11 protein-coding genes and 1 pseudogene are annotated in these 12,624 nt (G+C 62.0%); all 12 read right to left on the reverse strand.

Translation table 11 applies throughout. The annotated features are described in order from the left end of the window. Positions 1–23 precede the first annotated feature (23 nt). Positions 24–1,544 carry an amidophosphoribosyltransferase gene (gene purF / locus R1T40_RS02755; RefSeq protein WP_106163414.1) on the reverse strand — a complete coding sequence of 507 codons (1,521 nt, stop codon included), beginning with the start codon at positions 1,542–1,544 and terminating at the stop codon, positions 24–26. A gap of 444 nt (positions 1,545–1,988) precedes the next feature. Then, entirely contained in the window at positions 1,989–2,714 is a 726-nt protein-coding gene (locus tag R1T40_RS02760; protein WP_317385782.1) for a Hint domain-containing protein, read from the reverse strand. 388 nt (positions 2,715–3,102) lie between these two features. Then, positions 3,103–3,657 (reverse strand): CvpA family protein, encoded by a 555-nt coding sequence (locus R1T40_RS02765; protein WP_106163416.1) that lies wholly within the window; start codon positions 3,655–3,657, stop codon positions 3,103–3,105. Between the two features lie 43 nt (positions 3,658–3,700). Beyond that, entirely contained in the window at positions 3,701–5,065 is a 1,365-nt protein-coding gene (gene radA / locus R1T40_RS02770) for a DNA repair protein RadA (RefSeq protein ID WP_317385783.1), read from the reverse strand. Between the two features lie 362 nt (positions 5,066–5,427). Then, a complete protein-coding gene (locus R1T40_RS02775; RefSeq protein WP_317385784.1) occupies positions 5,428–5,886 on the reverse strand; it encodes a paraquat-inducible protein A in 459 nt (152 codons plus the stop codon). A 51-nt stretch (positions 5,887–5,937) separates the two neighbouring features. Continuing rightward, positions 5,938–6,297 (reverse strand): hypothetical protein, encoded by a 360-nt coding sequence (locus R1T40_RS02780; RefSeq protein ID WP_317385785.1) that lies wholly within the window; start codon positions 6,295–6,297, stop codon positions 5,938–5,940. Next, positions 6,294–7,040 carry an ABC transporter ATP-binding protein gene (locus R1T40_RS02785; protein WP_317385786.1) on the reverse strand — a complete coding sequence of 249 codons (747 nt, stop codon included), beginning with the start codon at positions 7,038–7,040 and terminating at the stop codon, positions 6,294–6,296. Before R1T40_RS02785 ends, R1T40_RS02780 begins: the two co-directional genes overlap by 4 nt. Positions 7,041–7,048: 8 nt before the next feature. Further along, positions 7,049–7,831 carry an MlaE family ABC transporter permease gene (locus R1T40_RS02790; RefSeq protein ID WP_106163422.1) on the reverse strand — a complete coding sequence of 261 codons (783 nt, stop codon included), beginning with the start codon at positions 7,829–7,831 and terminating at the stop codon, positions 7,049–7,051. Next, a complete protein-coding gene (alr, locus tag R1T40_RS02795) occupies positions 7,828–8,865 on the reverse strand; it encodes an alanine racemase (RefSeq protein WP_106163423.1) in 1,038 nt (345 codons plus the stop codon). The genes R1T40_RS02790 and alr overlap by 4 nt, the downstream gene beginning before the upstream one ends. Before the next feature lie 181 nt (positions 8,866–9,046). Then, positions 9,047–10,565 (reverse strand): annotated as a pseudogene (locus R1T40_RS02800) (replicative DNA helicase). Positions 10,566–10,817: 252 nt separating this feature from the next. After that, the gene (locus R1T40_RS02805; protein ID WP_106163425.1) at positions 10,818–11,498 is read right to left on the reverse strand and encodes an orotate phosphoribosyltransferase; all 681 of its coding nucleotides are present in this window, start codon (positions 11,496–11,498) and stop codon (positions 10,818–10,820) included. Positions 11,499–11,574: 76 nt separating this feature from the next. Beyond that, positions 11,575–12,615 (reverse strand): dihydroorotase, encoded by a 1,041-nt coding sequence (gene pyrC / locus R1T40_RS02810; RefSeq protein WP_317385787.1) that lies wholly within the window; start codon positions 12,613–12,615, stop codon positions 11,575–11,577. Between the last annotated feature and the right edge of the window lie 9 nt (positions 12,616–12,624).

Here is a 12,624-nt window from a genome sequence, read left to right on the forward strand (position 1 = left end):
GCTATGACCCGCGATCTACCCGATCAGCTGGCCAGCGTGGCGCCATTCCAGGATTTGCCCGCATCGGGCATGTCCTTGATTTTCTTGCTGACGCGGCTGCTGCCCTCAAGCGTGTTCAGGTAGTCCTCGCTGACTGATCCGGTGACATACTGACCGTCAAAGCAGGAGCAATCGAACTGCTCGATCTCTGAATTGCCTTCCTTGGCGGCCCAGACCAGATCCTCAAGTTTCTGGTAGAACAGGGCGTCGGCGCCCAGTTCCTCGCGAATCTCCTCGAGGTTCAGCCCATTGGCAATCAGCTCGTGTTTCGTCGGCATGTCGATGCCATAGACATTGGGGTGTTTCACCGGCGGCGAGGCGGAAGCGATGTAGACCTTCTTGGCACCAGCCTCGCGGCACATCTGCACGATCTTCTTGATCGTGTTGCCGCGTACGATCGAGTCATCGATCAGCAGGATATTGCGATCCTTCATCTCCAGCGGAATGGCGTTCAGCTTGCGCCGGACCGATTTTTGCCGCTCTTCCTGACCGGGCATGATGAAGGTCCGGCCGACGTAGCGGTTCTTCACCAGCGCCTCGCGGTAACGGATGCCGAGCGAGTTGGAGACCTCCAGCGCAACGGGGCGGGCACTGTCGGGCACCGGGATGACGGCGTCGATATCGAGACCGGAGTCGGCGATCTGCTTTGCCAGCGCTTCGCCCATCCGGATCTGTGTCTTGTAGACTGAAATACCATCCAGCATGGAATCGGGACGTGCCAGGTAGACATATTCGAAAATACAGGGCGTCAGCTTGCCTTCGACCGCCTGGAACTCATGCTTGTTGCCCTCCAGATCCACCAGAATCGCTTCGCCGGGTTTCAGGTCACGCAGTTTCTTGAACCCGTTGATGCCAAAAGCCACGTCTTCGGAGGCAAAGGCATAATCATCCCCGTCGCCTTCTGCATCGCGTTGGGCCACCGACAGCGGGCGGATGCCGTGCGGGTCGCGGAAGGCGAGCATGCCAACACCGGCAATCAGGCAGATCACGGAATAGGCGCCCTGCACGCGCTCCATCGTCATCTTCACCCCGGCAAAGATGTTGCGGATCGGATCGGCGTTGCCGTTGACCTTGATCGCGTCTGCCACCTTGTCGGCCAGCACGTTCAGCAGGATCTCGGAATCCGAGGTGGTGCGCAGGTGGCGGCTGTATTTGCCGGTGACCTTGGCGCGCTGTTGCTCGGTATTGGTGATATTGCCGTTGTGCACCAGATAGATGCCATAAGGCGCGTTCACAAAGAACGGCTGCGCTTCGGCTGCAGAGAGCGACCCGGCAGTGGGGTAGCGCACATGGCCCATGCCAACACGACCCTGCAGGGTTTCGGCATCCTTTGCGCCGAACACATCCTTGACCAGACCGTTGGCTTTGCGTTCGCGGAAGAACCCGTCGCCGTAGGTGACGATGCCTGACGCATCCTGGCCACGGTGCTGAAGCATCAGCAACCCGTCATAGAGTTCCGCAAACACTTGTTCGGTTCTGCTTGCGATGCCCAAGATACCGCACATGGCGAGGCTCCAATATAATCGTTCGTTTTGCTTACAGCCCGGAGGCTGTGGCGACAGAGGCCGCGACGGGAACGTCACAGGCCAAGACCGCGGTGCGATGCGCCGGGTCATGATGTAGAAGGTTTCTCGTGAACGGGAAGGCGGAGCCAGTGGGGCGCAGCGCGGCGTTAACGCGGGCTGCACTGCGGCTGTTGGGTGCCAGAAGGGCAGATCCTGCAACACGCGAGGGGCGGCGCAGGTCAGCTGAGTACCGGGTCAACACAGCGGGTTTGGCTCCGAATCCTGTCGAACAGTGACGGCCCTCACATAGGCTGTCTCGCGGGCAATGTCATCAAAGGATCACAAAGTCGCGCAGATCCGGGCAGGATTTCCGACCTGAGGCGGCCCGTGGCGCGCTGGCGCGCAATCAGGACGTGAAGGGAGGTGTCCGTGGCGGCTGTTCGATCACGCGGCGTAGCGGCCAAACAGCAGGTCGATGGGGTCAAAGGCGGGCAGCGGCGCCGCATCAAGGCCAAGGAATGCGGCATCATCGCCGTCCTCGTCCGAGGTCACTTCGACCGCGATCTCGCATGCGCTGTGATCTTCGCGACCCGCAGCCACGATCTGGCGCGCCTCGGTGAACGACAGCAGGCTGTAGAACCCGTCGTCTTCTGGCTCTCCGGCGTTCAGCACCAGGCCACCTTCGGTCCACAGCAGTTCTTCTTCGGCGCATCCGATGTGGATCCGGGCGAGGCGCTGGGGCAGGGCGGTGCTGATGCCATTGTGGCCGATCAGGGCCACCAGTTTCACGGTCACAACCGGAAGGTCAAAGAGATCGAGAGCAAGATCGCCCGAAACCGCCACAACTGCATCGGAGGGCAGCTCAAGGGCTGCGTCATTGCCAAGTGCGCCGACAGGGACATGCACCATCGCGGTGAGGCGCGGCACGGAATGACGAATGGTCACCACCTCGCGCTGGCCGCCGTCAAAGGTTTGCACCATGTCACCGGGACGCAGGGCACGGGCCTGTTTAAAGCCGCATTCGGTCTCGATCAGGGTGCCCGGCAGCACACCGCCCTGTTGTGGACGGGAGCGGGCGGCGGCCTGATCCTCTGCGTCGTGCAAACGCAGGTCCAGAAGCAGGTCAACCGGCTGATAGTCTGTAAACGCGGTGGTGTGATCCAGCAGCATGTCCAAATGTCCCTTCTGAGAGCGGCGAGGCTTTTTGCCTTCGTTGATCTCAATTGGCCCCCGAATTGGGACAAGAATGGGGCAGGCTTGGGACAGTTTCGGTACCGAAGCGGGTTTGAGGTGCGAAAAACACAGTCATTCCCAAAGGTTAACGGCCTGACTGGTGCAAATTAAGGAGTTGTTAAGGATATTCGCAAGTTTTTCACACAGCCACGGCGGGACGCAGAATCGATTCTTCAAGGGGGAGCAATCGGGCAGTTTCCGCAAAATTCTGTGAATATCCAGGCTCGGGCGCGGGATCGCTCTGCGGATACGCGCCGGCATCGCGCCGCACGAAAAAGGGCGCCCGATGAGGGCGCCCCGTTTTAATCTCGTATGTGTGGGACCGTCAGCCTTCGCAGGACGAGATCAGGTCTTCGTATTTCTGAGTAACCCAGCCAAGCGCTTGCTCGGGGTTCTGTTCCTCGACCTTGCCGATCACCTGGTTGAACACTGCGGCAGAGCGGCTCTCGTCGACCATGGTAAAGCTCTGACCGGTCATCACCACATTATAGACGAAGAAGGCGATCACCACGAGGAGGATGCCGCGCAGGACGCCGAAGAAGAACCCGGCCCCCTGATCAAGCCCCCCCAGTGCCGAGCGCTGGATCAGACCCGCCAGCAGTGGCGTGAAGAAAGAGACGATGATCAATGCGATCGCGAAGACCGCAAAGAACGCCGCGATCAGCGACAATTCGCAACTGTCGGCGATGAACTCACCCACCACAGGGATCTCCGCCATGAGCGGTTCTGCCTGGGGGGCGAACATATAAGCCAGCACACCTGCCGCAACCCATCCGATGATGGCCATGACTTCGCGTACAAAGCCGCGCGCATAGGCGAGTAGTGCCGAAACTACGATGACCAGCGCTACCGCGCCGTCGATAATGGTGAAACCTTCCATGTCCCTCGCCTGTTTGCCCGCGAAAAATACCTTGAGTGGCCTTTTAGCCTGCTCCGAAATATTCGCCAACAAATCCTGTGAGGTCAGAGGCCGGGCGCAGGGTCAGGCCGGGGACGGATACGGATTTGCCGCCACTCGGAGCGATCGACGCCGTGAAACCAAGTTTTTGCGCTTCTTTCAACCGGTTTTCCGTCTGAGGGGCCGGTCTGAGGGCACCGGACAGAGATATTTCGCCAAAAATCACCGTATCGGAGGGAAGTGCGGTGTCCTCACGCGCGCTCAACAGTGCGGCGGCCACTGCAAGGTCGGCTGCGGGTTCGGTGATTTTCATGCCACCAGCGACGTTGAGATAGACGTCGAGCCCGGCAAAAGGAATGCCGCAGCGCGCCTCCAGAACCGCCAGGATCATCGCAAGACGTGAGCTGTCCCAGCCCACCACGGCGCGACGCGGTTGTGAATGGGGCGAGGGCGCCACCAGCGCCTGCATCTCCACCAGAACTGGGCGGGTGCCCTCGATGCCGGCAAAGACCACCGACCCGGGCGAGGGCTGACCGCGTTCCGACAGAAACAGCGCCGAGGGGTTGAGCACCTGCGCCAGCCCGGCGCCGGTCATCTCGAATACGCCGATTTCATCCGCTGGGCCAAAGCGGTTCTTCACTGCCCGCAGGATGCGGAACTGATGACCGCGCTCGCCCTCGAAGTAGAGCACCGTGTCGACCATATGCTCCACCACGCGGGGACCGGCGATCTGGCCCTCCTTGGTGACGTGACCGACCATGACGATGGACACCCCATTTGCCTTGGCGAATGTGGTCAGCTCATGCGCGGCGGCACGCACCTGGCTGACGGAGCCCGGCGCGCTGTCGACATTGTCGGCCCACATGGTCTGGATCGAGTCGATGATTGCCAGCTGCGGCTTTTCCGCCTCCAGCGTGGTCAGGATATCGCGCAGATTGGTTTCCGCCGCCAGTTTCACCGGCGCGTCGGCCAATCCCAACCGTTGCGCCCGCATCCGCACCTGGGCGGAGGCTTCCTCGCCCGAGACATAGATGGTTTTCAGCCCCGCATGGGCAAACTGCGCCGCAGCCTGCAGCAGCAGCGTTGACTTGCCGATGCCGGGATCACCGCCGACGAGGATTGCCGAGGCCTCCACCAGCCCGCCGCCCAGCACCCGGTCCAGCTCCGCGACGCCACAATGGGTGCGCGGAGGCGGGGTTTCCTGGGTGGCCAGATCAGTAAGCGGCACCCGCTTGCCCCGCATCGCGCCGAGAGATTTCTTGGCAGGCCCTGCAGAGGTCAGCCCCTTGTCTTCGGAGATCGAGTTCCATTCGCCACAGCCCTCGCAGCGACCGGACCATTTCGAATAAGAGGCCCCACATGCGGAGCAGGAGAAAGATGTCTTTGCCATGGGGGGAGATGTGGCAGATGTTTCCGATTTGTTCAAGTGGGTGTTGGATGCGTTTTCTGACCGGACATATCCCGAGCGCGGTCTGGGGAGGGCCGGGGGCGAGGCCCCTCCGTCGCATCCGCAAGGGGGCGCTCCCGCCAGTCGGGCGATCATCCAGAGATGATCTGCTCCTGTTGGGCCCGGCGCAGCTGCGCTGCGCGGTGACACCAGCAGCGTGTCGGTTGGCGATGGGCAAGGAAAGGATCTGCTGAGAAGCGGTTCAGGGGCAGGTCTGCCCTGAACGCGCCATCGCCAGTGTAAGGGCACGTCGCCAGCGCCTCAATGATCTGCGACCGCGCGTGCGCGCGGCGGCCCATGGGCCGTCATTGACCCGCCGGCGACGTGCGGCGGATCTGGCGCTCGGTCAGGATCGACAGGATGATGGACGCGAGAATACAGGCGGTGAAAAGATAGAGCCCCCAGGCGGTTTCGATGGTCGCGTAGCCGATGCCCTTTGCCAGAGTGATATAGAGCGCGATGAGGAAGACATCTGCCATGGCGAGTTTTCCGAGTACGGAGAGCGCCGGCAGACTGCGCGCATCCAGCAGGCGGAACTGGACCAGCGCCAGGCCGATGGTTTTGAGGTAAGGGGCGAAGAGTGCAAATGCGGTGACAGTGAGCGCCAGCGCGACATCGCTGCCCCAAAGGCTTTGCAGGCCGGTGATGACGGAGATTTCGCTGAGGCCGAAGATCGGCAGGATTCCTGCCCGCATCAGAGGGGCAAACCAGGCGATGGGATAGAGGATCAGCAAAGCGAGGGTGGCGAGGCGGAGGAGGGGCAAATGCGAGCATCCCTAAATGCAGCGTTTCTCTAAGCTAGATTTGAAAGCGTCCTAGAGGAAGACTGATCCAAAAATGAGGTAGCCTGCAACGCCGCAGAGCAGAAAGCTGCAAATTGCGTGCGCGCGATAGGGGCCAAGAATGGCAACGCGAAGAGCAACAGCTTCCGTTGCAAGGAAAAGCGCAAACGGGATCGCGTATATATGCCACGTGAGAACCTGTCTGACAGCAGGGCTGAAGGAAAGCCCTGTAAACAACAGCACAAAGAAGAAAAATGCAACAAATGGCAAAAGGACAAGGGATGTACCGGACCGGGTTTGAGGATGCCGCTTTCTGAGTTTGACGCCCAACCAGATGGTGCAGCCAGCTGCGATAAATGGGCTGAACAGGACAAGCAACGCGAATGTGCTCACCGCACCGCCTCGATCGGCCCCTCCGCGCTGCCGGAGATGAACTGTTCCACGTAAGGGTCGCCCGAGTTGTCCATCTCCGCCACCGGACCCGTCCAGCGGATCTTGCCGCCGTGCAGCATGGCGACATTGTCGGCGATGGCGCGCACGGAGGTCATGTCGTGGGTGATGGTCATGGCGGTGGCGCCCATCTCCACGACGATCTCACGGATCAGGTCGTTGATGACGCCTGACATGATCGGGTCCAGCCCGGTGGTGGGCTCGTCGAAAAAGATAATCTCCGGCTCGGCGGCAATGGCGCGGGCAAGGCCGACACGTTTTTGCATGCCGCCGGACAGTTCGGCGGGCAGGCGGTCGGCGACATCGGCCTTGAGACCGACACGGCGCAGTTTCTCAATGGCGATCTCGCGGGCCTCGTCCTTGGGGCGCGCGAGGCTACCACGCAGCAGGCGAAAGGCGACATTTTGCCAAACCGGCAGTGAGTCAAACAGCGCGCCGCCTTGGAACAACATGCCGAAGCGAGACAGGAAGGCATCACGATCACCCTGGCCGACGGGCTTACCATCCACCCGGATTTCGCCCGTGTCCGGCTCGATCAGGCCAAGGATGCATTTCAGCGCCACTGATTTGCCGGTGCCGGAACCACCGATGATCACCGTTGAGGACCCCTTTGCCACATCGAGGTCAACACCACGCAGCACCGCGTTGGAGCCAAAGGCCTTGGCGACCTGGCGCATTTCAATCATCGGTTGGGTCATAGCGAGAAAAACACCCCGGTCAGCACAAAGTTGGCGGCGAGGATCAACACGGCGGCGGCCTCGACCGAGCTTTTGGTGGCCTGTCCCACGCCCTGCGCGCCGCGGCCCGACTGCATGCCGTAGTAGCAGCCCATGAGGGCGGCGATGGTGCCGAAGGCCGCGCCCTTGACCAAGCTGGAGACGATATCGCGCAGTTCAAGGAAATCGACGGTGTTTTTCAGATAGGCAGCGGCGTTGAAATCCAGGGTCTCGGTGGCCACCACATAGCCGCCCATGATGCCGATGATGTCACCGACGCCCACCAGCACCGGCACGGTGATCAGGGCTGCCAGCACACGCGGGGCGACGAGGTATTTCATCGGGTTGGTAGAGAGCGTCACCAGCGCGTCGATCTGCTCGGTGACTTTCATGGTAGCGATTTCGGCGGCAATCGACGAGGTCACCCGCGCCGCGATCATCAGGCCCACCAGCACCGGGCCGAGTTCGCGCACCATGCCGATGGCGACGATCTGCGGTACCACGGCCTCGGCGTTGAAACGTGCGCCACCTGCATAGATTTGCAGCGCCAGCGCGCCGCCGGTGAAGATCGCGGTCAGCGCCACCACGGGCAGTGACAGCCACCCGACCTGCAGCAGAGCCAGCAGGAACTCGCGCGGATAAAACGGCGGGCGCATCATGTGGCTGAAGGTCGAGGCGGCAAAGCGGGTGATCCGCCCGAGGGCGGCGAGGCGGCCAAGCGACGTGCGGCCGATCATCCCAAGGGCGGAGGCAGGGGTCATGCGCTGTAGGTCCTCGCATAGCGATTGCCGAGCGAGGTCAGCACCTCGTAGCCGATGGTATCGGCGGCGTTGGCCAGCACATCTACCGTTTGCGCCTCATTCATCAGGCTCAGGTAAGGCGGCACCTCGTTGAGCTCGGTGACGTCGACCGTGATCAGATCCATGGAGATACGGCCCACCACGGGACATGGGGTTGAACCCGCATAGGCCATGATGCCTTGTCGCTGAAAGGCGCGGTGCAGACCGTCGGCGTATCCGGCGGCCAGCGTGGCGATGCGGGTGTCGCGCTGTGCGATCCAGGTGTTGCCGTAGCCGACGCTTTCGCCGGGGGCGAGGTCGCGGGTCTGGATCACCGGCACTTCCAGCTCGACCACCGGCAGCGCGTCACTATAGGGCGCACCGCCATAAAGGCCGATGCCCGGGCGGCAGAGGTCAAAGTGATAATCGCGGCCCAAGAGCAGCCCGCCTGTGGCGGCGAGAGAGCGGGGCAGGTTCAGCCCCTCGGTCATCTCGATGAAGTTCTTCAGCTGATAGGGGTTCATGCCGTGGCCGGGCTCGTCCGAACAGGCGAGATGCGACATCAAGAGGACCGGGTTTTGATCCAGCGCGATATCGCGCACCGCCATCCATTCAGCGGCCTCCATGCCCAGCCGGTTCATGCCGCTGTCGAGCTGCACGCCAAAGGGATGGCCCGGAAGTGCCTCGAAATGGCGCAGCATCTGGTCCAGCGAGTTGAGCATCGGCGTCAGCTGAAAGTCGCGCAGCAGCTTGGCGTCGCCCTCCATATGGCCGGAAAACACCGAGATACCCGGACCGGGGCCGATCGCGCGGCGCAGGGCGATGCCTTCCTCCGCGATGGCGACAAAGAAGTTGCGGGCCCCAGCCTGTGCCAGCGCCTTGCCGACGCGGCCTGCTTCGAGACCATAGCCATTCGCCTTGACCACCGCTGCGGTCTCGCAGCCGGTCTTGGCATCCAGATTGCGCCAGTTGATCGCAAGCGCATCCAGGTTGATTTTCAAACGTGCCGTACTCATGCGTCGTTCATGACATGGAGGCCACCGGGGTCAAGGGGGAAACCGCAGCGGTGTGGCTTTGGGCAGGCTGTTGCGCTGTGTTTGCGGGCGCGGAGGGGGCGCTGCCCCCGGCCCATGGGGCCTCCCCCGAGGTATTTCTGAAAAGCTGAAACGCGTCAGAGGCCCCGGCGCGGCCTTGCGCTCAATAGCCGTCGGGCTGCTGTTGCCAGGATTTGGCAAGATTGCCGAAGCGGGTGAACTGCGCCTCGAACGACAACTCCACCGTGCCGATGGGGCCGTGACGCTGTTTGCCGACGATGACTTCGGCCTTGGCGTGTAGACGCTCCATCGCTTGTTTCCACTCTTCCATCTTGTCGAGTTCGTGATCGCCGGGCTTTTCGCGTTCCTTGTAGTATTCCTCGCGGAACACGAACATCACCACGTCCGCATCCTGTTCGATCGAGCCCGATTCCCGCAGGTCCGAAAGCTGCGGGCGTTTGTCGTCGCGGCTTTCCACCTGACGCGACAGCTGCGAGAGGGCGACCACGGGGATGTTCAGCTCCTTGGCGATGGCTTTCATGCCCATGGAGATCTCGGCAATCTCGTTCACCCGGTTTTCGGCCATGCCGCGGCAGAGCTGCAGATAGTCGATCACCAGAAGGTCAAGCCCATGGGTCCGCTTCAGGCGCCGCGCACGGGCGGCCAACTGCGAGATCGGGATCGCTGGCGTGTCGTCGATGAAGAGCGGGCAGCTTTCCAGATCCTTGGCGGCCTGCACGAAGCGGCGGAACTCCTCTTCGGTCATGTCACCCTGACGGATCTTGTGGCTGGAGATTTCCGAGGCTTCGGCCAGAATCCGGCCTGCCAGCTGCTCAGCCGACATCTCCAGGCTGAAGAAGCCGACAACGCCGCCATCGAGTGCGCCTTCGCTGCCATCCGGTTTCAGCCCGCGTTTATAAGCCTTGGCGACGTTGAAGGCGATGTTGGTCGCCAGCGAGGTTTTCCCCATCGAGGGACGTCCGGCAAGGATCAGCAGGTCCGAGGGGTGCAGGCCACCAAGCTGCTTGTCGAGATCATCCAGCCCGGTGGAGATCCCGGCCATGCCGCCGCCGCGCTGATAGGCCTCGTTGGTGACATTCACCGCCTCGGTCACCGCGCGCAAGAAGGATTTGAAGCCCTGTTCGGTCTGGCCCTGTTCGGCCAGCGAATAGAGCTGCTGTTCCGCCTCGACGATCTGTTCCTTGGGTTCCGAGGCGACATCGACCCGGCGTGCCTTGTCGGCGATGGTCTGGCCGAGGGCAATCAGCTCGCGCCGGATCGCCAGATCATAGATCATCTGCGCATAGTCGCGCACCGCAAAGGCCGAGATCGAGGCCGAGGCCAGTTTGGCCAGATAGGCCGGCCCACCCAGTTCGCGCAGCCCTTGGTCGTCCTCCATGAAGGCCTTGAGCGTCACCGGCGAGGCCAGCGCGTTCTTGGAGATCCGCGCCGCCGCCACCTCGTAGATCCGTGCGTGCACGGGATCGTAGAAATGCGAGGAATTGATGATCGAGGCGACCTTGTCGTAGACGTCATTGTTGGTGAGAATTGCCCCCAGCAACTGCTGTTCCGCCTCGACGGAGTGGGGCAATTCCGATGCCTGTGCTTCACCTGCCGTGCCGCTGGAGTCTCGGTGACGCGGGCGGCTGTGGATCGCCGTTAAAGGAGGTGATCTCGTTCATGTCTGCTCTCTTGTGATAGGCTCGTGTTCTACGCTGGAACCGGACCTGATTTCCATCTGGAAATCCCTGTGGATGAATTGAGGATAACCGCAGAGACGGATGTGGGCAATTTTTCGAAACGTCGGATTCTGCCTCAACAGCTTCTTCATATGGTGTGCGGTTGGGGTGTCAGCCACATGATATGGAAAAGGCCGCTCCGATTCGGGGCGGCCTTTTCCACAGAAATCCGTAGCCTTGGGGGTGAAGTTTTCCTCAGGCTTTCTTGTTTGCGTCCTGCCAGCCGCGCGGATCGCGCAGGAATTTCTCTACTTCATCAAGGGTTTGTGTGCTGAAGCTCGCTTGCGCGCGGGCCTCTGCCAACACGTCCCACCAGGTGCAGAGGTGGTGCAGCTCGACGCCGTGATCTCCCAGCGTCTTGGTGGTTTCGGGGAAGATGTCATAGTAGAAGATCACCGCCGTGTGGCCGCAGGTCGCGCCGGTCTCGCGGATTGCATCCACGAAGGACAGTTTGGAGCCGCCGTCCGTGGTCAGGTCCTCCACCAGCAGCACCCGTTCGCCCTCGCTCATTGCGCCTTCGATGCGGGCATTCTTGCCGTAGCCCTTTGGCTTCTTGCGCACATAGGTCATCGGCAGGGCGAGACGTTCGGCTACCAAGGCGGCAAAGGGGATGCCTGCGGTTTCGCCGCCGGCGATATTGTCAAACGCCTCGAAACCGGCGTTGCGCATCACGGTGACGGCCATGAAATCCATCAATGTAGAGCGGATGCGCGGGAAGGAGATCAGCTTGCGGCAGTCGATGTAGCTCGGCGAGGGCAGGCCGGAGGCAAGCGTGTAGGGCTCATCGGTGTTGAAGTTCACCGCGCCGATTTCCAGCAGCATCCGGGCGGAGAGGCGGGCGATTTCTTCGGGTGAGGGGTAGGAGGAGGGGATCATGGCGTATCCTTCGAGAGCAGAGTGCCAGAGGCGCGGGCGGGAGCCTCCGGCGGGGATATTTATCAAGAAGATGAAATCAGGCGACGGTCCAATGCACCGCAAAGCCGGGATCAAAGACGGTGACCGGGCCGTCCGGCGTGTCGATCTGTTCCGGGAAAGCGACGGGGGCGTCCTGTTTCGTCAGGGTGATCTGGCTGTCGTTTTCCGGCAGGCGATAGAAGGCGGGGCCGTTCTTTGAGGCAAACCCTTCGAGCTGCTCCAGCGCGCCGTCTTCTTCGAACACATGGGCCAGCAGCGCCATGGTGTTGGTGGCGGTGAAACAGCCCGCGCAGCCGCAGGTCTGCAGCTTATTGGCATCCGTGTGCGGCGCCGAGTCGGTGCCCAGGAAGAACCGTGCATCGCCGGAGGTGGCGGCCTGGCGCAGGGCGATGCGGTGCTCTTCGCGCTTGGCGACGGGCAGGCAGTAGTAATGCGGCTTGATCCCGCCCACCAGGATATGATTGCGGTTGATGATCAGGTGATGCGTGGTGATCGTCGCGCCAAGGTCCGTCTCCTGCGAGTGGACGTAATCAACGGCATTCTTGGTGGTGATATGCTCCATCACCACGCGCAGGCCCGGGGTGGCGCGGCGGACCGGGTCCAGAACCCGGTCGATAAACACCGCCTCACGGTCAAAGATGTCGATGTCGTGGTCGGTGACCTCACCGTGGGTGCAAAGCGGCAGGCCGATCTCTGCCATCTTCTCCAGCACCGGGCGCACCTTGTCGAAATTGGTGACACCGGAGGCGGAGTTGGTGGTGGCCCCGGCCGGGTAGAGCTTCACGGCCTTGACCAGACCGGAAGCATGGGCGGCGGCCACATCCTGCGGGTCGGTGTCCTCGGTAAGGTAGAGCGTCATCAGGGGCTCAAACGTCATGCCTTCGGGCAATGCCGCGAGGATACGGTCGCGGTAAGCGGCGGCCTGCGCGCCGGTGACAACCGGCGGCACGAGGTTGGGCATGATGATGGCGCGGCCAAAATGGCGGGCTGTTTCCGGCAGCACCGCGCGCAGCATGTCGCCATCGCGCAGGTGCAGGTGCCAGTCGTCGGGGCGGGTGATCGTCAGGCTCTGGGTCATGGCGCAGGC

The organism is Tritonibacter scottomollicae, assembly GCF_032924845.1.
Taxonomy (GTDB): Bacteria; Pseudomonadota; Alphaproteobacteria; order Rhodobacterales; family Rhodobacteraceae; genus Epibacterium; species Epibacterium scottomollicae.

Coding starts and splice junctions, on each gene's coding strand:
- alr (WP_106163423.1), bottom strand. CDS start 8,865: ATGAGTACGGCACGTTTGAAAATCAACCTGGATGCGCTTGCGATCAAC.
- pyrC (WP_317385787.1), bottom strand. CDS start 12,615: ATGACCCAGAGCCTGACGATCACCCGCCCCGACGACTGGCACCTGCAC.
- R1T40_RS02785 (WP_317385786.1), bottom strand. CDS start 7,040: ATGATTGAAATGCGCCAGGTCGCCAAGGCCTTTGGCTCCAACGCGGTG.
- R1T40_RS02805 (WP_106163425.1), bottom strand. CDS start 11,498: ATGATCCCCTCCTCCTACCCCTCACCCGAAGAAATCGCCCGCCTCTCC.
- R1T40_RS02790 (WP_106163422.1), bottom strand. CDS start 7,831: ATGACCCCTGCCTCCGCCCTTGGGATGATCGGCCGCACGTCGCTTGGC.
- radA (WP_317385783.1), bottom strand. CDS start 5,065: ATGGCAAAGACATCTTTCTCCTGCTCCGCATGTGGGGCCTCTTATTCG.
- R1T40_RS02760 (WP_317385782.1), bottom strand. CDS start 2,714: ATGCTGCTGGATCACACCACCGCGTTTACAGACTATCAGCCGGTTGAC.
- purF (WP_106163414.1), bottom strand. CDS start 1,544: ATGTGCGGTATCTTGGGCATCGCAAGCAGAACCGAACAAGTGTTTGCG.
- R1T40_RS02765 (WP_106163416.1), bottom strand. CDS start 3,657: ATGGAAGGTTTCACCATTATCGACGGCGCGGTAGCGCTGGTCATCGTA.